Genomic DNA, 21800 nt, shown 5'->3' on the forward strand with positions numbered 1-21800 from the left:
AGCTCGTGGAAGTGGAACTGGCGCACGCCCGTCGCATAGTCCCCGACGATGTGGCCTTCGCCTTCGAGCAGGTACTTGTAGGTCTCGAGGCCTTCAAGGCCGACCGGTCCCCTTGCATGGAGCTTGCCCGTCGAGATGCCGACTTCGGCGCCGAAGCCATAGCGGAAGCCATCTGCGAAGCGCGTCGAGCAGTTGCGGTAGACACCAGCAGAATCGACCCTTTGCTGGAAGTAGGCAGCTGCTGCATCATCTGTGGCGACAATCGAGTCGGTATGGTGCGAGCCCCAGCGGTTGATGTGGGCGACCGCCCCCTCGACGCCGTCCACAACCTTACAGCTCATCACATAGTCGCCGTACTCGGTCCCATACTCATCCTCGCCCATAGGCTCGACCTCAGGAATGCCTGAGACTTTGGAGAGGATAGCAAGGGCTTCGCCTGACGCCCTGAGACGTGCACCTTTCTCGGCAAGCGCACGTGCCGCCTTGGGCAGGAACTCCCCTGCAATCGGTGCATCGACGAGAAGCGTCTCTGCGGCATTGCAGACTGCCGGGTACTGCGTCTTTGCATCGACCACGATCCGTGCTGCCATGTCCTGGTCAGCCGAACGGTCCACATAGACATGGCAGACACCTGCCGAGTGGCCCATCACAGGAATCTTCGTGTGATTCATGATGTGAGAGACGAAGGCATTGGAGCCACGCGGAATCAGGAGGTCGACGTCTCCTTCGCACTCCAAGAGCTCATCTATCTCCTCGTGCGATTCTGCCAAGGCAAGCACATCCTGCGCAAGCCCTGCCTCCCCGAGCGCTGCCTGCACAAGCGCAAAGAGCGCCCGGTTCGTGCGCTGCGTCTCCTTGCCGCCCTTCAAGATTGCCGCATTGCCGCTCTTGATGCAGAGCGAGCCGATCTGGATCAGGGCATCGGGACGCGCCTCGAAGATGACGCCGATGACGCCGATGGGGCAGCTCACGCGGCGAAGCACGAGCCCCTCATCGAGCTCGCGCGCAAGCTGGGTCACACCGATAGGGTCGCTCAGCTGCTCGAGCGATGAGAGCTGTGCCAGAGACTCTTGAAGCTTGCCTTCGTCGTAGCGAAGGCGCTTCTGCACGGTGGCTGCAAGTCCCTGCTTCTGGGCATCTGCCATATCCTCTCTGTTTGCAGCAAAGACCTCGTCCTTGTGGGTCTCGAGCTCTTTGCCGAGCGCTGCGATGAAGGCATTGCGCGCATCGAGCGCAGAGGCAGCGAGGGCAGGAGAGGCAAGGCGCAGGGCGTGGGCTGTTTCGCGTATGGTCATGGACACTCCTTCAGATCAGTCTTTTGATGCGAGTCTACCAGCCAACCATGTCCGATATGTTGCTTTATCTGTTACCGGCATACTCATCTTTCGTTTTCTGCATCCATTTGAAGAACTCCCCTATATGAAAGCAGGCACCCCGATACGGGATGCCTGCTTCCAAAGGAGGGATGAGACTCAAGCGCCAGAGGGAATGATGGGGAGCGCCTAGGCCTCGACTTTGCGGCCAGCAAGATAGGTGGCCTCGAGGGTCATATCAGGAGCGAAGACATTGAAGTCGGCTTCGCGTCCCGGGAGGATGAAGCCGCAGACGTTATCGACATGTGCCGAGCGTGCTGCCACCTCGGAGCCCATGCGGAGCGCCTGCTCGGGAGAGACGATGCCCCAGTCGACCATGTTCTTCACGCCGAGGGCAAGCGTCAGGACAGAGCCTGCAATGGAGCCCGTCGTGCCATCCTCGTTCAGGAGGTAGCAGAGGTTGTCCTTCATGATGACAGGAAGGCCGCCACTCATGTACTCGCCTTCGGGGAGTCCGCCGCAGGCGAGGCAGTCGGTAATCAGCACGACATGCTCCCAGCCCTTGGCACGGACGAGCGCCTCGCAGGCAGCAGGAACCACATGGTGGCCATCGCAGATGAGCTCGGCGTAGGTGTCCTTCGTGACCATGGCGGCACCGACGACACCTGGCTCGCGGTGATGGAGGCCGCGCATGCCGTTATAGGTGTGGACGAAGCAGGTAGCACCGGCACGGACGGCACGGAGCGTCTCTGCATACGTTGCATCGGAGTGACCGATAGCAGTGACGACACCTTCGGCGGCGAGCTTCGAGATGTACTCTTCCGCCTCGTCGTACTCGGCAGCAAGAGCGCTCTTCACAATCATGTTGTCCGAGCTCTCCTGCCAGCGCTTGTAGGCAGCGTAGGAAGGCGGAACGAGGTACTTCGGGTTCTGGGCGCCCTTGTGCTTGTAGGTGAAGAAGGGGCCCTCGAGGTAGATGCCCGGCATGCGTGCGCCCATGAAGCCATCGTCGCGGCTTGCGCGGGCGTCGTGGATGGCCTTGCACTGCTTCGCGATGTTGTCCACGGAATCCGTGAACGTCGTCGGAAGCCAGGCGGTGGTGCCGCGGCGGGCAAGCTCGAGCGATGCAGCATTGAGGCCTTCTGCATCGCAGTCGGTCGTTGCATGGCCGAAGAAGCCATGGATGTGGGTGTCGACAAGGCCCGGAGAGACGATTGCATCGCCGAGCTCGACAACCTCTCCTTCTGGCTTCTCCTCAGAGAACCTGCCGAACTTGCCGTCCTCGACGGCGAGGTATCCCTCTCCCGTCATCTTCGACGGGAGGATGAAGTGCTGTGCATGCAGCGCGTATGCTGCCATGGTACCTCCTTATGAAAACGTGCTCCTCAGAAGCTACATCTTACATCTGGAACGGGTGGATGGTGACGCCCTTGACGACACGGTTGACCGTGCCCGTCGGAGAGGGCGTATCAGGGGTGTTGCCGACCTTGACGGAGGTGAGGAGCGAGACCGTCTGGGCAACCATTACGTACGGAAGAGCAAGGTATGCCTCAGGAAGCGGAGCGTAGGCAGAGCCGAACGTGAAGGACTCGCCTTCGAACTTGGTCTCCCCTTCCTGCTGGATTGCGATGGTGTGGGCAGCGATCTTGTCGCCTGCAATCTCATTCAGAATATCGAGGTCGTACTGGCGCGTGTAGGGATCGTTGTGGACAAGGTCGAAGACAAGGGTCTTGCCGTCGACGAAGGACTTCGGTCCATGGCGATAGCCCATGGAGGAGTCGAAGGAGGTAGCGATAAGGCCGTGGGTGAGCTCGAGGATCTTGAGCTGGCACTCGCGTGCCTCGCCTGCAAAGGAGCCGGAGCCGAGGTAGGTGATGCGGTCGAAGTCCGTGTCGATCCACTTCTGGATCTCAGGCTCGCGGGCGATGACCTCGCGTCCCATGGCTGCGATCTCTGCGACCCAGGTGCCCTTGTCCTCGCGCGAAGCCGTATCGAAGATGAGGGCCGCCATGAGCTCCATGCAGGAGTAGGAGCCGGTCATGGCGAAGCCCTGGTCATTGGCGCCCGGGATGAGAAGCGTCAGGTTCTCGCTGTCGTCCCTGAACTGCTGGGCAAGGTGGCCCTCAGGTGCGCAGGTGATGTTGAGGTAGAGGATGTTGTTCACGACCTGGCCGGCACGCTCGACAGCAGCAAGGCTCTCAGGCGAGTTGCCGGAACGGGCGAAGGAGACAAGGACCGTCGGATCTTCCGGACGCAGATAGTCGAGCGGTGCCGCCACGATATCGGTCGTCGCGATCGCATCGAAGCGGAAGGCGGAGCTGTCGCCGTGGCGGCGCAGGTACGGCGTCACCGTATCGCCGACGTAGGCGGAGGTGCCGGCGCCCGTGAACACGACATGCGTGCGCTCGTCCGTGCCGCCGAGCACACGCGCGCGCTCCACGAAGCTCTTGATCGCGTCGATATTGTCGTCGTAGATCTTGAGCGTGCCTTCCCAGAGCTCGGGCTGCTGGCGGATCTCGCGCGTCGTGATCTCGGCACCCATCGACTTCAGGGTCTCGGTATCCTTCTCGAACATGGTTCTCTCTCCCTTTCTGAGGATGCTATCCCCGATAGTGCGAAATCTTGTAGCGGAACTGGTCCGCACGTGCAACGCTGCGCGTATATTCGATGGCCGTATTGCGGTCGTTGTACGTCGTGCGATAGAGCCGAAGCACTGCTGCACCTTCCGGTATCTGGAGCAGCTCGGCCTCTTCGGGGCGGCAGATGCTTGCGCAGAACTCCTCTTCCGCCACGCGGATCGTCTGGTGATACGTCTTCTCCATGAGATCGTAGAGCGGCGTCGTCGAAAGCTCTTCCTGGGTGAGTCCTACGAACTCATTCGCAGGAAGGTAGGTCGTCTCGACCATCATCGGCACGTCGTTTGCCCATCTCAGGCGCTTCATGCGGATGACGGGCTCGCCGATGTGCATATCGAGATAGGACGCTACATGCTTCGGCGCTCCCCTAAGCTCGAAGTCGAGGATGGTCGTCTTGGGGACCCTCCCCATCTTGCGCATCTGTTCGGTGAAGCTATAGGTGCCCATGAGGTTGGTGGCCTCACGTGAAGTGTCAGCTACAAAAGTACCCTTGCCATGCTTTCTGACCACATATCCCTGGGTCTCAAGCTCTGCCAGGGCAAGGCGTACCGTCGTGCGTGAGAGACCATAGGTCTCGCAGAGCTCGCGCTCTGAGGGGAGCACGTCCCCCGGTGACATCTCGTTCTCGATCTTGCTCTGGAGCAGGTCGACAAGCTGGTCATATAATGGCTGCCTTTTTGCTGCGCGGCCCATGATCCCTCCCCAGAATGGAAAAGCGCGGATACGCCTCAAAGCGTACCCGCGCTTTCGTGCAGTAGCGTATCCTTAGGCGCAAATCTGCAGAGCTTCACGGGAAAAGCGGCTGCAGCGCGCCCAGGCCTGCCGGAGGTTTCCCTCCGGCGTGCCAGATCCTAGCCCCAGATGCTCGGGAACAGGCCGAAGGGGCCAGCACCAACGATACCGATGATGAGGACCAGGACGATAGCCTTGATCGGGGTGAAGTTCTTCTTTGCGAAGAGGTAGTAGAGAAGCATGACGAGAGCAAGAGGAACGAGCTTCGGGCAGATGCTGTCGAGGATGCTTGCGATGTCGATGGTGACAGGAGACGTGACGGTGTCCATGTAGGTGACTTCGCTCATGCCATTGCCGAGGTCGGTTGCGCCTGCGGTGACCTTGCTGCCGTCAGCGTCGGTAGCGGTGAGAGGAGTCTCGCCGTCGGCGGCGTACATACCGGAGAGCGTGGTGCCGTCGTCAGCGGAGGAGATGATAGCGAAGTCGTCGACATTCTCGGTCGGAACGACAGCCGTCTTGGCGACATAGGCCTGCGTCGTGCCGTTGGGGATGACAGCCTTGATCTGGGTGCCGCCCATGGTGACGGTCAGGCAGCCGACGATGAAGACGCCGAGGATGGAGGCGGCGCGGGTGAAGGCCTGCATGTGGTCCATGAGGGAATCAAGCGCCGTCATGCCCATCTTGTAGGACCAGTTCATAAGGCCGAAGCGCAGTGCGAACTGGACCGCATTGAAGATGATGAGGAACAGGATTGGGCCGAACACGTTGCCAGCGATGGCCATGTTCGAGCAGATGCCTGCGGTGATCGGCACGAGCGTCATCCAGAAGAGAGCGTCGCCGATGCCACCGAGCGGGCCCATGAGGGAGACACGGACAGCACGGATGGTCGGGATGTCGACCTTCTTCTGCTCCATGGACAGGATGATGCCCATTGCGAACGTGACGAGGAACGGGTGGATGTTGAAGAACTCCATGTTGTGCGTCATGGACAGGGCAAGGTCTTCCTTGTCGTCCGCATGGATCTTCTCGAGGCCCGGAAGGATGGAATAGAGCCAGCCAGCGGCCTGCATGCGTTCGTAGTTGAACGATGCCTGCAGGAAGCAGGAGCGCCATGCCATCTTGTTGAGGGTCTTCTGGTCGAGATCGGGAGCCGGCGTGAGGTTCTGATAGTTCGTAGCGCCCTCAAAGCGGTTGATCTTTGCCTGCTCGTTAGATGCCATCTTCCTCACCTCCGTCGAGTTCTGCTGCAGCTGCGCCCTTGAGCTCAGTCTGCTGCTGATAGTCCCAGTAAGCGATGCCGAAGCCGATAAGAGCAAGGATCAGCAGGCCCGGGGTTGCAAGTGCCTTGATGTTGGAAACGATGATTGCGAAGCCGAAGCCCATGAAGTAGAAGCCCCACATATCCTTGTTCATCATGAACTTCAGAAGGACGGCGAAGCCGACGAAGCGCATCATGCCGCCAGCTGCGGAAAGTCCTGCCGTGAGCCAGGTCGGGATTGCCGCGACGACAGCGCCGCCGACTGCAGCACCGCCGACGAAGAAGAGGGTGACGACGACGCCGAAGATGAGGCCGAGCAGGCACATGGAGAGGTAGTTGATCCTCTCGATGCCCTTCGGGTTGGCATCAGCTGCGTACTGATCGCACTTGGACATGAGCGGGGACATGAGGGTGAAGATAAGGGTGACGCCATACTGTCCCAGAAGGGAGAATGGGATTGCGGTCGCAACCGCCACGTTAGGCTCGAGATTCAGCGTGATTGCCAGAATCGCTGCCATGATGCCGCCAACAACTGCATTGGGCGGCTGAGCACCGCCAATCGGCATGTTGCCGATTGTCATGAGCTGATACGTGCCACCAACAATAAGGCCGGTCTGCACGTCGCCAAGGATGATGCCGATCACCAGGCCGGTGACGAGCGGCTGATACAGAGACTCCAGGAAGCTGAACTGGTCGATAGCCGCGATGAACGTGACCACGAAGACCAGGAAGACCTGCAATGCTGAGTACTCCATCCTTGTTCCTCCTTTCAAGAGTTACGCTGACCAAAACGTACGCTATCGCCAGCACCCTTCCCCCAAAGGGCGACTCACGATCAAGATAGGTTGTCTGCGCAGCTGCGCAGGAATGGAGCGGTCTACTCGAAGAGCTTCTCGACGTTCTCCTTCGGCGTGGACGGAACACGCTGGATGAAGAGCTCGACGCCGGCAGCCTGGAGATCCCTGAAGGCCTGGACATCCTCGTCGTTCACGGCGACAGAGGTTGCGACCTGGCGCTTGCCCTCGCTCATGTGCATGTTGCCGATGTTGAGACGCTTGATGGGCACGCCACCCTTCACGAGACGGAGGGCATCCTCAGGGTTCTCGACGATCAGGAAGATGTGCTGGCGGGCAGCGGCCTTGTGGATGACATCGATGGTCTTCTGGATGGAGAAATAGCGCGTGGCAACGCCCTGCGGGGCTGCCATGTTCATGAGCTTCTGGCGCATCGTGTTCGCTGCGACATCGTCATTTGCGACGAGCAGCAGGTTGGCGCCAATCGTAGAGGTCCACTGGGTAGCGACCTGCCCGTGGATCAGGCGGTTGTCGATACGCGTGAGGACAATGTTTGGTTCAGCCATGTTTGATCCCTTCTCCTTCAATTGCGCATGCGGCACTTGACTCTCATATATGCCGGACTTACAGGCCGTCTCCGTCGTCTTCTCCGCCCGGCTCATCGACATCGAGCATCGGATGGATGACGCCGGTCTTGCCCGCCTCCAGCGCCGTAGCAAGAAGCTCGTCGACCGTCGAGGCTTCGGTGCGCTCGGCCACGACCTCGAGCAGCAGGGGCAGGTTCACGCCCGCAACGACTTCCACATTCGCACCCATCTCGGCGGAGAGGACCATCGTCTGGTTGAAGGGCGTGCCTCCCAGAAGGTCGCAGAACGCGATAGCGCCGTTTCCGTCGGCAGAGGCACGCTCGAGCGCCTCCGTGAGCTTTCCGGGGAACTCGCTCTCCTCCCCCTCATGGAACGGGACAACCTCGAAGTGGTCCTGCGGTCCTGCAATCATCTCGAGGGCGCTTGCAACACCAGTCGCGAAGTCGCCGTGTCCTGTCAGAACGAAACCTACCATCGTGTGCTTCTCCTCTGCACTCGGATTCGCTTTCTGGAACACAGCCTAGAATCCGTCTGTAACGTTCACGCATCTTGAATGTTTCGGAAAGCATTCGAGTCTGCAACTTGTTGTAACCACGTACCACGACTTGTACTTTATCGAAGTCTTTGCCACCTGGGGCTGACTTTGCGAAAAATGTGTCCTAGTAGCCGTTTGCGTCAGAATTCATACCACTCGCACCACGTTTTCCCTGTTAATGGTCACTTTTTTGAAATACCACCCATAAATCTGGTGCTACCGGATCCCATTTATTGGTATCTTCTAACTCAGCGCATGGAAGACAGAAACTGGAATCGCTTTCAGTAACTTTCAGCAACTGGTATCTTTTTATAGTGCCTTAACGAGGAGCCGTACATGATTGCTTGCGTCACCCTCAATGCATCGATCGACAAGGCCTACCGTCTTGGCCACGAGATAGAGCTCGGACACGTCTCACGTGTCGCCCAGGTGCTCGACTCGGCTGGCGGCAAAGGGCTCAACGCTGCCCGCGCTGTCGCTGCCTCAGGCGAAGAGGTCCTGGCGACAGGATTCGTCGGCGGCAACAATGGCTGCTATCTTCTCGACCTCCTGGCCAAGGACGGCATCGCCGAGGACTTCGTCCAGGTGGCAACAGAGACGCGCTGCTGCGTGAACCTGCTCGAGCCTGATGGACGCTCGACCGAGTTCAACGAGCCGGGACGTCCCGTCACGGCAGAGGAGTTCGAGACCCTGCGCAGGAAGCTTCAGGAGATTGCCGAGAAGGCAGATGTCGTGACCCTGAACGGCAGCCTTCCGGCAGGCCTTCCCAAGGACGCCTATGCCACCCTCATAGAAGACATCCACGCAGCAGGCACGCCTGTCATCCTCGATACGTCAGGCGCCTCCCTCACGTGCGGCATCGAGGCAGCGCCGGACATGGTGAAGCCGAACACCGACGAGATCGCCCAGATTCTGGGGCATGAGGTGGGATCTGTCGAAGAGGCTGCCAAAGCGGCCCATGAGCTCCATGAAAAGAAGGGCATTGCCTATGTGGTCGTGTCCTTGGGCGGCGATGGCTCGGTCATGGCATGCGGCGAAGGCATCTTCCGCGGCCGTGCCCCGAAGATCGAGGTCGTGAACCCGGTAGGAGCAGGTGACACCCTTGTCGGCTGCTTTGCCGTTGCGCTTGCAAGGAAGCTTCCCGCTCCCGAGTGCCTGCGCTTTGCCATGTCCCGCGCCACGGCAAACTGCCTCTCTCCCTCCACAGGACGCTTCGATCCGGACATTGCCTCCTCCCTCATGGAAAAGACAACTGTGGAGGCTCTGTCCTAGCCCTTCTGGGGCATGCGCCCCCTCTGCCATCTATGCAAACCGTTTGCATCCCGAAAGGATGCAGGAAGGAGTACGAAATGCTCGTCACCACCAAGCAGATGCTTCTGGACGCGCAGGAAGGCCACTACGCCGTAGGTGCCTTCAACGTGGAGAACCTCGAGTTCGTCATGGCTGTCATCCGTGCAGCCGAGGAGAGGCGCTCCCCTGTCATCATGCAGACGACGCCGGGCACGATCAAGTATGCAAACCTCGACTACTTCGCCGCTATGGTCAAGTGCGCAGCTGACGCTGCCACGGTGCCGGTAGCCCTCCACCTCGACCACGGCGATGGCTTCGACCGCTGCATGCAGGCTCTCCGCGCTGGCTACACCTCTGTCATGATCGACGGCTCCCATGTCCCCTTCGAGGACAACATGGCCCTCACCGAGTCCGTCACGAAGGTCGCCAATGCTATGGGCGTGCCCGTCGAGGCAGAGCTCGGCAAGGTCGGCGGCAAGGAGGACGACGGCCCGGCTGTGAAGGGCGAGAACCCCTTCACCGATCCTGACGAGGCAAAGGAGTTCGTCGATCGCACGAAGTGCTCCTCCCTTGCTGTCGGCGTCGGCACGGCACACGGCGTCTACAAGGGCACCCCGCACATCGAGCAGGAGATCCTGAAGGAGATCCGCTCCAAGGTCGAGGTCCCGCTGGTACTTCACGGCACCTCCGGCGTGCCTGACGACCAGGTCGCAGAGGCCATCCGCAATGGCATCTGCAAGGTCAACTATGCAACCGAGCTCCGCCAGGCCTTCACCCGTGGCTTCATGGGCTACATGGCCGAGCATCCGGAGAACTTCGACCCGAAGAAGCCGTCCGGCCCCGGCATGGACGAGATCGTCGCTGTCGTGTCCTCCCACATGGACAATCTCGGCTCCTCCCACAAGGCATAGAGAGCCTCGGATCCAGCGCTTTCCCGAAGGCGGCATCCCACACGGATGCCGCCTTTTTCCTGCGTCTGTTTGCGTTCTTTTGGCGTACACACCGAACCGCCACACACCGAAAGGCAAAGACTTCTAGTGTGGTATCGATTCCGCGCACATATGCCCGCACCAAGCGCTCGGCATTCGTCCAGGTGTGCGCCATACCATGGAGCGTGCATGACTTCCACATCATCCAAGAACAAGGCCCCCAAGAAGGGCGCTCTTTCTCCTGCATTCGCAGCGCTCGGCCTTGATGAAAGACTCCTCCGGGCAGTCTCCGACCTCGGCTACACCGAGCCGAGCCCTGTGCAGGCTGCTGCCATCCCTGAAGTCCTGGCTGGCCACGACGTCGTGGCGGCAGCACAGACCGGCACAGGCAAGACCTGCGCCTTCCTCCTTCCTGCCATGCAGATGCTGGGACACGTCCAGCGCGGACATGGCCCCTTGATGCTTGTCCTCACGCCGACGCGCGAGCTTGCCCAGCAGATCGAGACCGCAGCATCCCAGATTGCAAAGAGGACCCATCACATCTGCACGTCTGTCGTGGGCGGCGTCTCCTACGAGCCTCAGAAGCGCGCACTGGCCGACGGCACCGACATCCTCATTGCCACACCGGGACGCCTCATGGACCTCATGAAGCAGGATGCCTGCCATCTGGATGAGGTCCAGATGCTCGTCCTCGACGAGGCAGACCGCATGCTCGATATGGGCTTCCTGCCCGATGTGAAGACAATCGTCGCCGACATGCCGGAAGCGCGCCAGACACTCCTCTTCAGCGCAACGCTCGACGAATCCGTCTTGAAGCACACGAGCACGCTCGTGCATGGCCCCGTCTCCATCGAGATTGCCCACAAGGGCACCGCCGCCAAGACGGTCGAACAATATGCCCTCGCTGTGAGCCATGAAGCAAAGACGCAGGTCCTCATCGATATCCTGAAGAAGCGCGGCCAGAAGCGTGTCATCGTCTTCTGCAACGGCAAGCACCGCGCCGATACCCTCTGCAAGAAGCTCAGGAAGGCCGGCATCTCCTGCCTTCCGATCCACGGCGACCGCAGCCAGAACCAGCGCCAGCGTGCGCTTTCCCACTTCGCTGATGGCATGGTCGACGTGCTTGTGGCCACCGACGTCCTTGCCCGTGGCATCGACGTCTCCGATGTCTCCTACGTGATCAACTTCGACGTCCCCCACGACGATATCGAGAACTACATCCACCGCATCGGCCGCACGGGCAGAGCAGGCGAAGAGGGCTGGGCACTCTCCCTCGTCGAGCCGGACGACTACCTCTATCTGCGCGATGCCGAGCAGCTGATGGATTCCGTCATCCCCGACTACCCCGACACCGAAGGCCTCGATCTCGGCGAGAACCCGGGCTTCCTCGACCCTGAGCGCAATCCGCAGGACAAGCTCATGCCGAAGAAGATCCGCCGCCGCATCGAGCGCCAGCACATCCAGGCACGCCGCGCCGAGTCGAAGCGCACCCAGTCCGAGCGTGTCCAGGACGAGGAGGCAGCGCTTGCCGAGAGCACGGGCGAGAAGCTCGAGCATGAGGCAAAGCATGTCGCCGCCAGGAAGCCGAAGAAGGCAGAGCATGTTGCAAAGCCGGCGCATGCCCGCAGCGAGCGCACGAAGGCAGAGGCATCCGACGAGCGCCGTCCCAAGAGCCAGAAGAAGGACCAGAAGCGCGACCAGAGGAACCACGAGCGTCGTCCGAAGAACGCCAATGCGTCTTCCAAGCGCCAGAAGCCGCGCCAGAAGAAGCGTACGGACGAGGAGAGGGTCTACGACGGATCTCCCAAGTCCTTTGGGATGCGCAAGCTCGGCAAGCGTGGCCTCGATCTCGCCAAGCCAAAGAAGAATCATACGCGCCACCCGGGAGACCACGGCGGAGCCCGTGCCAGGGCAAAGTCCAAGGCGCACGCCTAGCCCCAAAACATATGCTCATGGCAGGAGCGCCGCACCCAGAAGGATGCGGCGCTCCTCTTCTCTGCCTCAGACCTCTTACTCCGTGACCTCGACCTGGCGGTACTTGATGCCGCAGGAGTCGAGCACGCGGCAGCTGATCTGGTTGTCGATTGTACCCTCATACTTGTTGTCGAGGTAGACGACCTCGCCGATGCCTGCCTGCGCCAGGAGCTTTGCGCACTCATGGCAGGGGAAGAGCGTCACATAGACCGTCGCGCCCTGCATGTCCTTCAGGCTCCCCCTGAAGTTCAGGATCGCGTTTGCCTCGGCGTGCACGACATAGCTGTGCTTGTCATTCAGAGGATCGTCCGAGGAGCCCCACGGGAAATCGTCGTCGTTGATAGCAGAAGGGGTGCCGTTATAGCCGACGCTCAGGATGCGGTGGTTCGTGTCAGCGATGCAGGCACCGACCTGGGTATTGGGATCCTTGCTGCGGAGTTTTGCCGCGATAGCGACCCTCATGAAGAACTCGTCCCACGAGATGACATCCCTGCGCTTGTCCGGCATGGCCAGCCCCTCTCCTGCTCTGACTATCTATATAGAGGAAACTGTGGCGCTCCGGGCGCCATTTCGCAAGAGATACAGCGGCACTTCCACAAAGGAAGCTCCGAAAGCCGGCTGTTCCTGCCCTTTCTATAAATGCTACTAATTTTATAGGATTTAGCGTCTAAAGGGGTCTGGGCGGGGTAAGGTATGAGTCGTACAGGAAAGATCCCCCGGCAGGACACCATGAGCTCTGCTGAAGGAATGAAGATTGTTCGTTTTGCCAAACTTATCTGCTCCAGCACCTTCCCCATCAGCTAGGGTAGAGACAACAGTTTCCCGTCTATAACTTAACGGGATGCAGAAGAAAGGATGGTCTGCCATGAGCAAGATTGCCAGCGTCTACGGCCGCGAGGTCCTCGACTCCCGCGCCAACCCGACCGTCGAGGTCGAAGTCACCCTCGAGGACGGCTCCTTCGGCCGTGCCATCGTCCCGTCCGGCGCCTCCACCGGCGAGTTCGAGGCTGTCGAGCTCCGTGACGGCGACAAGGACCGCTATCAGGGCAAGGGTGTCCAGAAGGCTGTCGGCCATGTGAACAACGAGATCGCAAAGCTCCTCGTCGGCCGCGAGGCCACAGACCAGCGCGGTGCCGACTTCGCGATGATCGAGGCTGACGGCACCCCGAACAAGGGCAACTTCGGCGCCAATGCAATCCTCGGCGCTTCCCTTGCTATCGCCCGTGCAGCAGCTGTCTCCGCACACGAGCCGCTCTACGCCTATCTCGGCGGCGCCAACGCACATACCCTGCCGGTGCCGATGATGAACGTGCTCAACGGCGGCGTGCACGCCGACAACAACGTCGACTTCCAGGAGTTCATGATCATGCCGGTCGGCGCTCCTGACTTCAAGACCGCCCTTCGCTGGTCGAGCCAGGTCTACCACACGCTCAAGGACGTCCTGAAGTCTGCTGGCCTCTCCACCGGCGTCGGCGACGAGGGCGGCTTCGCACCCGACCTCAAGACGAACGCGGAGCCCTTCGAGTACCTGATGCAGGCAGTCGAGAAGGCAGGCTTCAAGCCGGGCCAGGACTTCATGTTCGCAATGGACCCCGCAACCTCCGAGCTCTACAACAAGGAGACCGGCCTCTACGAGCTCAAGGGCGAGGGCAGGACGCTCTCCTCTGACGAAATGGTCGACTACTGGGAGAAGCTCGTTGCCACCTATCCGATCATCTCCATCGAGGACGGCCTTGCTGAGGAGGACTGGGACGGCTGGAAGAAGCTGACCGAGCGCCTCGGCAAGAAGGTCCAGCTCGTCGGCGACGACCTCTTCGTCACGAACACGAAGCGCCTCAAGAAGGGCATCGAGCTCGGCGCAGCCAACGCAATCCTCATCAAGGTCAACCAGATCGGCTCCCTCACCGAGACCCTCGAGGCCATCGAGATGGCAAAGAGGGCAGGATATGCCGCTGTCGTCTCCCACCGTTCCGGCGAGACCGAGGACACGACGATTGCAGACCTCGCGGTTGCCACGAACGCAGGCCAGATCAAGACCGGCGCCCCTGCCCGCACCGACCGTGTCGCGAAGTACAACCAGCTGCTCCGCATCGAGGACAGGCTCGGCTCCTCTGCAGAGTTCCTCGGCAGGAACGCCTTCTACAACATCGCTTAATCAAAAGCGATTGCAGAGATGCTGCCTAAGAGCCGGTGCACCCGCACCGGCTCTCTTCTTGTGCAGGCACGAGCGATATCCATGGCAAGGAGACATGCGGCAGCCTAGACGTCGAAGAGCCTCTCTGCCGCTTCCGCTATCCCGTCGTGGTCGTTGTCTGCCACGACGAGATCGGAAATCTCCTTCACTTCGGGAATGGCATTGTCCATCGCGATAGCGCATCCTGCCACGCGGAGCGCTTCCAGGTCGTTTGCTCCATCCCCTGCAACTGCCATCTCCGAAAGCGGGATGCCAAGCTCGCGCGAGAGCACCTCGAGCCCCTCTGCTTTGCTGATGCCTTCCGGCGAGCACTCAAGCGAGGTCGTCTCTGCATCTGCGAGGCACACCTCGAGGCCTTCGATCCGCTTCCTTGTCTGGGCACGTGCAGCCGTATCCCGGTGATAGACGAGCACCTTCACGATATCTCTTGGATGGGCCTCGATATAGCCTGCAAGATCGTCCTCGAAATGGTAGATGCTCTGGTACATGCTCTGATAGACGCCCATATGGAACGTGTCCATATGGTCTGCATCCTCTTTCCGGCAGAGGCAGAGATCCGGATAGAACACTACCGCCATCGCCTCTTCTGCCTTGGCGGCACGCACGATCCGGATGGCAGCAGAAGCATCGATTGTATGGGCATCGAGGATGTCTCCCGTCCCGAAGTCATACGTGAGCGCACCCGATGCAAGGACGCCGTAGCGGATGGGACCTGTCGCCCCTCCAAGAGACCAGCGCGCCTCGAGCGCATTCCTTCCTGTGCAGAGTGCCAGGGTCACGCCTTTGTCGGCAAGCCGGCCCAGTGCCGCCCAGGTCGCATCCGATACGGTCTTTTCGGATGTCAGAAGCGTGCCGTCCATATCGAGCGCAAGCAGCCGGAGCCCCACGATATTCCCCTTCCAGACGTTTGCCAGATACATCGTATCAGCACCTGTCCGCAGAATGCTGCAGGCTCCTATCTGGCATGGCGGTGTCATTTGGATGCAGCTTCCTCCATTCGGGCGCATCTCTGCACACTCTCAGGAATTGCGGGTACAAGTCACTATGCAATGTGGAAAAGCAATCGAGAGGGGTTCGATCATGGCGCTGAATGAAAAGGTTGCAGACATCCTGAACAAGCAGATCAACAAGGAGCTCTACTCCGCCTATCTCTATCTGACCTTCGCAGACTACTACGAGGACAGGAACCTCAAGGGCTATGCGAATTGGTACATGATCCAGGTCCAGGAGGAGGTTGCTCACGCGAAGATCCTGCGCCGTTACCTGCTCGACAACGACGCAAAGGTCACCCTCGAGGCTATCGACAAGCCGACGAACGAGTATGCAAACGACCTCGAGCCGATGGAAGCTGGCCTCAAGCACGAGGAGTACATCACTTCCTGCATCAACGAGTGCTACGCCGCTGCCTATGAGATCCATGACTTCAGGACCATGCAGATGCTCGACTGGTTCGTGAAGGAGCAGGGCGAAGAGGAGACGAACGCCCGCGACATGATCAACGACTACAAGCTCTTTGCTGGCACGCCGCAGGGCCTCTACAACCTTGACCAGAAGTATCTGGCCCGTACCTTCATCGCACCGACGATGCCGATGTAGGAGAGACAGACATACAGGCTTTCAGGGAGGATCCGGAAGGGTCCTCCCTTTTTCGTAGCAAGAAGCCTACTTCCCGCTCTCTTCGGGCTCCTCGAAGAGGAGGTCGAGCCGGGACTTGCCCTCTCCTGTCGCACAGGAAAGCGTTCCATGATAGCGACGGGCAATGAGGGGGATGGCCTCATCCGAAAAGTCCGTCTTTCCCCAGAGCTCGACATGCACAGATACCGTCCCCATGGCCCTGCGGCAGACGACCGAAATCGAGCGACGCTCTGCATCCTCTGCAGCAGCAGAGGCAGCTATTGCCTCGTCGAGCGCCGCTCCCATGAGGACATAGATGTCCTCTCCTGCCATGAACCCCAAGGCAGTCCCATCTGCGATGCAGGAGAGCGTGATGCAAACACATGACAGGATGGCGGAAGAGGATGCGGGGGTCTGCATAGCGCATGACCTGACGGATCTCTTCCTGCCGCTTGGGCGCATAGCAATGCACCGAGCACACGGAACAGAACGTCTTTGTCCTCATGAATGGACAGCGCGCGATGCGCTTCTGCGCATAGGCATCGAGCGCCTCGCACTCGGGGCAGAGACTGCCTTTGGCCGTGTGATGAATTCCACGACAGTAGAGCGCAATCATCTCATGCACGACACGGGACTCGCGGGCACGCTTGCGCTCTGTCTCCTCATCGCTCCGTCTCATTCTGCCTCAGCCTCCTCTGCATCTGCCTCATCTGCAGCCGTCGGGATCTTTGCCCAGAAGAGCCAGATGTGGAAGATCCAGACTGCGACGAGAATCGCCCTGCCCCACAGGATTGCTGACATGAAGATGAAGCCCAGTCCCAGAAAGAGCGTCACTGTGCCGAAGGCCTTTGCCTTCGCCCTGACGGTCATGCCCTTCCCTTCCTGCAGCGGCTTTACATGCGCTTGATAGAAGTCCGTACCCTTGAACCAGGCATCAAGCTTGCGTGAGCCCTTGCCCAGGAAGAACGCTGCCAGAAGATAGAAGGGCACCGTCGGCAGGAGCGGCAAGACAATGCCCACTGTGCCGAGCGCCAAGAAGAGAAGGCCGAGAACAATATGGAGGACGCGCATCCTGCCACCTTGCTTTCATCGGTTGGGAACCTGCTAGCTGACCCTGCCCTGGTCGAGCGAGATCACTTCATCTGCAATCGCAAGCGAGCTTGGACGGTGCGAGATCAGAAGGACCGTCCGCTTCCCGCGCTGCTCATCGAGGGCCTTCAAGACGGCGCCTTCGTTCAGGGCATCGAGGTTCGACGTCGGCTCGTCGAGAAGCACGAACGGCGCATCATGGAGGAAGGCACGGGCAAGTCCCAGGCGCTGGCGCTCGCCGCCGGAGAGCGTATCGCCGAGCTCGCCTACCTCAGTGTCGAAGCCCTTGGGCAGGCTGTCGATGAAGTCGAGGATGGACGCCTGGGCACAGGCGCTCTTCAGCTCCTCCTCTGTTGCATCGGGCTTCGCAATCAGCAGGTTCTCCCTGATGCTGTCATGGAAGAGCACGGTATCCTGCTCGACGGAGGCCTCGAGGCTCCGGAGATGTGCGGTCCTCACCCGCCTGATATCGTTCGGACCGATCGAGATCCTGCCTTCATCCACATCCCAGAAGCGCATGAGGAGACGGCAGAAGGTTGACTTGCCCGAGCCGCTCCTGCCGGAGATGCCGACAATCCTGCCTTTGGGAATCTCGAGGCATACATCGTGGAGCACTTCCTCGTCTGCATAGGAGAAGCTCACGCTCTCTGCAGCGGCACCGGTGAAGGCGGGCTCCTTGCCGACCTCAACCTCTTCGACCTGAGGCTTCTCATCGAGGATGGCAAGCACGCGCTCGCCCGAGGCAAGCGTCTGCTGGAGCGTCGAGCCGAGGTTTGCAAGCGCGACATAGGGCCCGAAGGAGGAAAGCGTCGTCACGACCGCAAGCACATAGGCTTCCGGCATGACCGCACCAGCTGCGACGAGCGGAGCGCCGATGAAGAGCTGGGCCGCTGCCGTGAGGACGACAAGCACGCCAACCGCCGCAGAGCCGGCAACGCCTTTTGCCTTGAGGCCACGCTGCACATCCACAAGAGCACGGCTGCGCTCGTCGAGGCCAGAGAGCCTCGCATCCCCTGCCCCGCACTGGATGACCTGGGCCAGGCCGCGCAGGTTGTCGAGGACATAGCCTGAAAGGCTTGCCTGCACGGCACGTGCCTGGGCGCCGCCTTCGTCCGATGCCTTCGAGACAAGAATCGGCGAGACCACGCCGACAAGGATGTAGCCGCAAAGCGCCACAAGCGCAAAGACCGGCGAGAGATTCGCAAGAAACACCATGAGCACAATCGTCATTCCTGCTGCAATCAAGACCGGCGAAATCGTATGGGCATAGAAGACCTCGAGGAGCTCGATGTCGCTCGTGATCGTCGAGATGAGCTCGCCCCTGTTCCTGCCGGAGAGCTTGGCGGGGGCAAGCTTTCTCAAAGCTCCAAAGACAAGGTCCCTGATATGGGCCAGGAGCTTGAAGGCGATGTAGTGGTTGCATCGCTGCTCGATGTAGTGGAGGATGCCTCTCGCCACAGCCAGAACAGCAAGCATGCCTCCGAATGCGCCGACGCTCCAGGCAAGAGAACCCTTGCCGGCAACAGAGAGCACGGCCTCTGCTGCAAGCAACGGCAGCGCCGTCGCACAGACGAATCCCAGGATGCCGCAGAAGACCGAGATGCACATGACGCCGACCATCGGCTTCACGAAGCCGAGCATGCGTCCCATGAGACGGAAATTGCTGTGCCTAGTCACGGCTATCACCTCTTCCGAAAGCTTCGAGCTCCTGCTGGCTTGCCCACATGCGGGCGTAGGTGCCATCCTTCGCAAGGAGCTCTTCATGCGTGCCGGACTCGACGACACGTCCCTGGTCCATCACATAAATCTTTTCGGCGTCCACGACGTTCGCAAGACGGTGGGCAATCATTACGACAGGATGCGTCTCGGCAAGCCCATAGATCGAGGAGAGGAGCACGCTTTCGCTCTCTGCATCGATATTGCTTGTCGCCTCATCGAAGATGTAGAGGTCGGAGCCATGGAGATAGGCACGGGCGAACGCGAGGCGCTGGCGCTGGCCGCCCGAGAGGTTCTGCCCATCCTGCGTGAGCTTCGTCTCGAGGCCCTCCTGCGTCCTGAGGAAGCCATCGAGGCTTGCCGCCTGAAGCGCCGCCCAGAGCTCCTCATCCGTTGCTTCCGGCTTGGCCATGGCCAGGTTCTCGCACACGGTACCCGCAAAGAGATAGGCACCGACACCGACCGTTGTGACATGCTCTGCAAGCGCCGCAGAATCTGCATCGGCAAGCTCGAGCGCCCCGTAGCGGATGTGGCCCCTGTATCCCGTGAGACGCCCGCCCATAAGTGACGAGATCGTCGACTTGCCGGAGCCGGAAAGGCCGACGATAGCGGTAATGCCCGTGGGCGCGACCGTGAGGCTGATATCGTGGAGCACTTCGCGTTCCCCGTCATAGGAGAAGCTCACATCCTCGAGCACCGGCACACTGTCCTTGGCAGGGATGCCTTCCTTCTTCTCAGGCTCGGGAAGCTCGAGGAGACGGAAGATCTTGCCCGAGGCAGTAATGCCATTCATTGCCACATGGAAGAAGGAGCCGAGCTGGCGCATCGGCAGGAAGAAGTCTGCCGAGAGCAGCACGATTGCAAGCGTCTGGAAGATGGTGATCGTGCCTGCGGCAAGAGCGGAAAGCGCGACCCAGATACCTGCCGCAGCGCCGCCCAAGGCGACAATGTCCATAACGATGATGGAGTTGAGCTGCATCGAGAGCACCTTCATCGTGACGATGCGGAAGTGCTCTGCCTCCTTGTTCATCGCCTCGTGGCGCGCCCCGTCAGCCCCATAGATCTTGAGCGTCGTGAGTCCTTCGAGATTCTCGAGGAAGGAATCGCCGAGCTCGGTGTACTGGTCCCAATAGGCAGAAAGGATGCGCTTTGCGATCTTCTGCACAGCCACGATTGTGAGCGGGATGAGCGACACGAAGACGAGCAGCACGATAGCGGCAGCAAGATCCATCGGGGCAATCACGACAAAGAGCGTGACAGGTGCCAGGACCGAATAGAAGATCTGCGGCAGATACTGCCCGAAGTAGGTCTCGAGCTGCTCGCATCCCTCGACTGAGAGCTGCACGACTTCAGCCGTCGATACCTGCCGATCATAGGCAGGACCGAGCCGGAGCAGCTTCTCGAGGATGGCGCGGCGGAGCTTCCGCTTCACATCCTGGGATGCCGCAAGGCTCTCGCGCTCCTGCGCCCAGACCGAAATGGCCTTGCCCACGCAGGCAACTGCGATAAGGATGGCTGCCATGCCATAAGGCACTGCGGTACCTTCAAGCGCAGCTGCAAGCACTGAGGCCACGCCCCAGACGAGGCAGATATTGGACAGAAGCCCTGCCCATTTCCACACCACAGCAAGAATGACGTGGCGCATCGCTTCTGGCACAAGCGCCAGAAGCCACTTGTCCATCATGAATGACTCCCCTCTTTCGGCAATGCATCTATGTTAGACTCTGCTTACTAAAAGGAAGTTAGACAATTAAAACTCCAAAAAGCCGAATATGCAGCTGTCCATAAGAAAGGGGATGCAGGACACGCAGCCTGCATCCCCCGTCAGATTAGACTTCCTCTGTGCCAGGCTTTCCGGAATAGCCTTAGAGCTTTCCGCCATACACCGGGAATATGCCCGCATCGCCGTAATCCTTAATCTTCTCGACGTGCTTCAAGGCCTCCATGTCCTCAGAAGAGATCTCGAAGTCGACATCAGCATTGGACTTCATGTGCTCGGGATTGGCAGTCTTCGGAAGCGTGATCATGCCGAGCTGCAGGTCGTAGCGGATGCAGAGCTGCGGGATGGTGACGCCGTACCTTGCTGCCATCTCTGCGATCTTCGGGTTCTTGAGGGCCTCGCCGTGGGCGACCGGGCTGTAGGCCTCCATAACTATGCCCTTTGATTGGCAGTAGTCGATGAGGTCGAGCGGCGTATTGGAGATATGGCAGAGCACCTGGTTCACCATCGGCTTCACCTCGGCGTTGTCCCAGATGTTGTCGATATCCTCCTTCTGGAAGTTCGAGACGCCGATGGCGCGGATCTTGCCTGCCTTGTAGGCATCCGTGAGCGCACGCCAGGCCTCGAGGTTGCCCTCGAAGTAGCGGTCATCGGACTGGTTGACCTCGACCCACGGCTGCGGCGAGTGGATGATCATCATGTCGAGGTAGTCAAGGCCCATGGCTGCGAGCGACTCGTCGATGCTTCTTGCAGCGGACTCGTAGTCCTTGTGCTCAGCTGCGACCTTCGTCGTCACGAAGAGCTCCTCGCGCGGAATGCCTGCCGTACGCACGCCTTCGCCGACGCCACGCTCGTTTGCATAGGCCTGGGCAGTATCGACGTGGCGGTAGCCGATCTTCACCGCCTCGTGCACTGCCTCTGCCGCTTTGTCGTCGTCGATGAACCAGGTGCCGAGCGCAAGCTGCGGCACGACGACACCATTCGAGAGAGTGAGGGTCTTGCTGTACATTGCTTTCCTTCTTCCTGCCTGATGCTTCTGATTGCTGATTTTCGAAGCTTGCTAGGACTGGCTGCTCCGAGCGCGCTGTCTTGTTCCGTGTGCACGGAGTGCCTCCATCACGCCGCATGAACAGTGTGGGGCTGCTTTGCTGCAATCGCTATTGCTTATTGCACATATCGTGCTATGCATCTCTTCTATTGCAAACGGTACAGAAAAGTCCGGAAGGTACCGCCGCATCGAACCGGCAGCCTTGCCGCTCAGCTTTCGTAAAGCTGCCGTAAACCATCGGCACGGAATCGTAATGACTCGCCTCGGAGCCGATGAGGGGATATCGGCTGGGAAATGATGTAGGTGAAGAGATGGATCTGGACCATCTCCTTCCCCTCGAAGAGGAGGCTGCCATGAGCGAAGAAATGAAA

The 21800-nt window shown here is 60.0% G+C and carries 21 protein-coding genes; 5 read left to right on the plus strand and 16 right to left on the minus strand.

Translation table 11 applies throughout. The annotated features are described in order from the left end of the window. The 8 genes from ABVS03_RS10625 to ABVS03_RS10660 form a co-directional block, all read right to left on the minus strand. A partial coding sequence (locus tag ABVS03_RS10625; protein WP_368019082.1) for a glutamate-5-semialdehyde dehydrogenase occupies positions 1–1295 on the minus strand: 1295 nt, incomplete at its 3' end. 207 nt (positions 1296–1502) lie between these two features. Then, positions 1503–2672 (minus strand): N-acetylglucosamine-6-phosphate deacetylase, encoded by a 1170-nt coding sequence (nagA, locus tag ABVS03_RS10630; protein WP_368019083.1) that lies wholly within the window; start codon positions 2670–2672, stop codon positions 1503–1505. 40 nt (positions 2673–2712) lie between these two features. Then, positions 2713–3888, minus strand: a complete 1176-nt coding sequence (locus ABVS03_RS10635) for an SIS domain-containing protein (protein ID WP_368019084.1) — start codon at positions 3886–3888, stop codon at positions 2713–2715. A gap of 25 nt (positions 3889–3913) precedes the next feature. Next, entirely contained in the window at positions 3914–4642 is a 729-nt protein-coding gene (locus ABVS03_RS10640; protein WP_330971705.1) for a GntR family transcriptional regulator, read from the minus strand. A gap of 158 nt (positions 4643–4800) precedes the next feature. Continuing rightward, on the minus strand, positions 4801–5901 hold the full coding sequence (locus tag ABVS03_RS10645) for a PTS system mannose/fructose/sorbose family transporter subunit IID (RefSeq protein WP_368019085.1): 1101 nt from the start codon (positions 5899–5901) through the stop codon (positions 4801–4803). Next, positions 5891–6694, minus strand: coding sequence for a PTS sugar transporter subunit IIC (locus tag ABVS03_RS10650; RefSeq protein ID WP_330971707.1), 804 nt, complete (start codon positions 6692–6694; stop codon positions 5891–5893). The genes ABVS03_RS10645 and ABVS03_RS10650 overlap by 11 nt, the downstream gene beginning before the upstream one ends. A 122-nt stretch (positions 6695–6816) precedes the next feature. Beyond that, positions 6817–7299 (minus strand): PTS galactosamine transporter subunit IIB, encoded by a 483-nt coding sequence (agaB, locus tag ABVS03_RS10655; protein ID WP_368019086.1) that lies wholly within the window; start codon positions 7297–7299, stop codon positions 6817–6819. A gap of 58 nt (positions 7300–7357) precedes the next feature. After that, complete coding sequence (locus tag ABVS03_RS10660; RefSeq protein ID WP_368019087.1) at positions 7358–7795, minus strand: PTS sugar transporter subunit IIA; 438 nt, start codon at positions 7793–7795, stop codon at positions 7358–7360. Between the two features lie 396 nt (positions 7796–8191). Here ABVS03_RS10660 and ABVS03_RS10665 point away from each other — a divergent pair, with 396 nt between their 5' ends. From ABVS03_RS10665 to ABVS03_RS10675, 3 genes are all read left to right on the plus strand, one after another. Then, positions 8192–9127, plus strand: coding sequence for a 1-phosphofructokinase family hexose kinase (locus ABVS03_RS10665; RefSeq protein ID WP_368019088.1), 936 nt, complete (start codon positions 8192–8194; stop codon positions 9125–9127). Positions 9128–9204: 77 nt separating this feature from the next. Then, positions 9205–10056, plus strand: coding sequence for a ketose-bisphosphate aldolase (locus tag ABVS03_RS10670; RefSeq protein WP_368019089.1), 852 nt, complete (start codon positions 9205–9207; stop codon positions 10054–10056). A gap of 207 nt (positions 10057–10263) precedes the next feature. Beyond that, the gene (locus tag ABVS03_RS10675; RefSeq protein WP_368019090.1) at positions 10264–12009 is read left to right on the plus strand and encodes a DEAD/DEAH box helicase; all 1746 of its coding nucleotides are present in this window, start codon (positions 10264–10266) and stop codon (positions 12007–12009) included. Between the two features lie 75 nt (positions 12010–12084). Here the strand turns inward: ABVS03_RS10675 and ABVS03_RS10680 are convergent, their stop codons facing one another. Further along, on the minus strand, positions 12085–12555 hold the full coding sequence (locus ABVS03_RS10680; protein WP_330971713.1) for a dCMP deaminase family protein: 471 nt from the start codon (positions 12553–12555) through the stop codon (positions 12085–12087). A 358-nt stretch (positions 12556–12913) separates the two neighbouring features. On the opposite strand from ABVS03_RS10680, the gene eno reads away from it, so the two are divergent. Beyond that, positions 12914–14203, plus strand: coding sequence for a phosphopyruvate hydratase (eno, locus tag ABVS03_RS10685; RefSeq protein WP_368019091.1), 1290 nt, complete (start codon positions 12914–12916; stop codon positions 14201–14203). A gap of 104 nt (positions 14204–14307) precedes the next feature. Here eno and ABVS03_RS10690 read toward each other — a convergent pair whose 3' ends face one another. Beyond that, a complete protein-coding gene (locus ABVS03_RS10690; protein ID WP_368019092.1) occupies positions 14308–15129 on the minus strand; it encodes a Cof-type HAD-IIB family hydrolase in 822 nt (273 codons plus the stop codon). Between the two features lie 193 nt (positions 15130–15322). Here ABVS03_RS10690 and ABVS03_RS10695 point away from each other — a divergent pair, with 193 nt between their 5' ends. Continuing rightward, positions 15323–15838, plus strand: a complete 516-nt coding sequence (locus tag ABVS03_RS10695) for a ferritin (protein ID WP_368019093.1) — start codon at positions 15323–15325, stop codon at positions 15836–15838. Positions 15839–15904: 66 nt separating this feature from the next. Here ABVS03_RS10695 and ABVS03_RS10700 read toward each other — a convergent pair whose 3' ends face one another. From ABVS03_RS10700 to ABVS03_RS10725, 6 genes are all read right to left on the minus strand, one after another. Next, entirely contained in the window at positions 15905–16057 is a 153-nt protein-coding gene (locus ABVS03_RS10700) for a hypothetical protein (RefSeq protein WP_368019094.1), read from the minus strand. Further along, entirely contained in the window at positions 16017–16535 is a 519-nt protein-coding gene (locus ABVS03_RS10705; protein ID WP_368019095.1) for a nitrous oxide-stimulated promoter family protein, read from the minus strand. The genes ABVS03_RS10700 and ABVS03_RS10705 overlap by 41 nt, the downstream gene beginning before the upstream one ends. Beyond that, complete coding sequence (locus ABVS03_RS10710) at positions 16532–16927, minus strand: YbaN family protein (RefSeq protein ID WP_368019096.1); 396 nt, start codon at positions 16925–16927, stop codon at positions 16532–16534. Before ABVS03_RS10710 ends, ABVS03_RS10705 begins: the two co-directional genes overlap by 4 nt. A gap of 33 nt (positions 16928–16960) precedes the next feature. Then, positions 16961–18622, minus strand: a complete 1662-nt coding sequence (locus ABVS03_RS10715; RefSeq protein WP_368019097.1) for an amino acid ABC transporter ATP-binding/permease protein — start codon at positions 18620–18622, stop codon at positions 16961–16963. Next, positions 18615–20345, minus strand: coding sequence for an ABC transporter ATP-binding protein/permease (locus ABVS03_RS10720; protein ID WP_368019098.1), 1731 nt, complete (start codon positions 20343–20345; stop codon positions 18615–18617). Before ABVS03_RS10720 ends, ABVS03_RS10715 begins: the two co-directional genes overlap by 8 nt. Positions 20346–20526: 181 nt before the next feature. After that, positions 20527–21390 carry an aldo/keto reductase gene (locus ABVS03_RS10725; RefSeq protein ID WP_368019099.1) on the minus strand — a complete coding sequence of 288 codons (864 nt, stop codon included), beginning with the start codon at positions 21388–21390 and terminating at the stop codon, positions 20527–20529. Positions 21391–21800 lie beyond the last annotated feature (410 nt).

Source organism: Olsenella sp. AGMB03486 (genome assembly GCF_040884255.1).
Classification (GTDB): Bacteria; Actinomycetota; Coriobacteriia; order Coriobacteriales; family Atopobiaceae; genus Olsenella_L; species Olsenella_L kribbiana.

Coding starts and splice junctions, on each gene's coding strand:
- ABVS03_RS10665 (WP_368019088.1), top strand. CDS start 8,192: ATGATTGCTTGCGTCACCCTCAATGCATCGATCGACAAGGCCTACCGT.
- ABVS03_RS10705 (WP_368019095.1), bottom strand. CDS start 16,535: ATGAGACGGAGCGATGAGGAGACAGAGCGCAAGCGTGCCCGCGAGTCC.
- ABVS03_RS10640 (WP_330971705.1), bottom strand. CDS start 4,642: ATGGGCCGCGCAGCAAAAAGGCAGCCATTATATGACCAGCTTGTCGAC.
- ABVS03_RS10650 (WP_330971707.1), bottom strand. CDS start 6,694: ATGGAGTACTCAGCATTGCAGGTCTTCCTGGTCTTCGTGGTCACGTTC.
- ABVS03_RS10680 (WP_330971713.1), bottom strand. CDS start 12,555: ATGCCGGACAAGCGCAGGGATGTCATCTCGTGGGACGAGTTCTTCATG.
- ABVS03_RS10695 (WP_368019093.1), top strand. CDS start 15,323: ATGGCGCTGAATGAAAAGGTTGCAGACATCCTGAACAAGCAGATCAAC.
- eno (WP_368019091.1), top strand. CDS start 12,914: ATGAGCAAGATTGCCAGCGTCTACGGCCGCGAGGTCCTCGACTCCCGC.
- ABVS03_RS10710 (WP_368019096.1), bottom strand. CDS start 16,927: ATGCGCGTCCTCCATATTGTTCTCGGCCTTCTCTTCTTGGCGCTCGGC.
- ABVS03_RS10645 (WP_368019085.1), bottom strand. CDS start 5,901: ATGGCATCTAACGAGCAGGCAAAGATCAACCGCTTTGAGGGCGCTACG.
- ABVS03_RS10725 (WP_368019099.1), bottom strand. CDS start 21,390: ATGTACAGCAAGACCCTCACTCTCTCGAATGGTGTCGTCGTGCCGCAG.
- nagA (WP_368019083.1), bottom strand. CDS start 2,672: ATGGCAGCATACGCGCTGCATGCACAGCACTTCATCCTCCCGTCGAAG.
- ABVS03_RS10670 (WP_368019089.1), top strand. CDS start 9,205: ATGCTCGTCACCACCAAGCAGATGCTTCTGGACGCGCAGGAAGGCCAC.
- ABVS03_RS10635 (WP_368019084.1), bottom strand. CDS start 3,888: ATGTTCGAGAAGGATACCGAGACCCTGAAGTCGATGGGTGCCGAGATC.
- ABVS03_RS10675 (WP_368019090.1), top strand. CDS start 10,264: ATGACTTCCACATCATCCAAGAACAAGGCCCCCAAGAAGGGCGCTCTT.
- agaB (WP_368019086.1), bottom strand. CDS start 7,299: ATGGCTGAACCAAACATTGTCCTCACGCGTATCGACAACCGCCTGATC.
- ABVS03_RS10660 (WP_368019087.1), bottom strand. CDS start 7,795: ATGGTAGGTTTCGTTCTGACAGGACACGGCGACTTCGCGACTGGTGTT.
- ABVS03_RS10720 (WP_368019098.1), bottom strand. CDS start 20,345: ATGATGGACAAGTGGCTTCTGGCGCTTGTGCCAGAAGCGATGCGCCAC.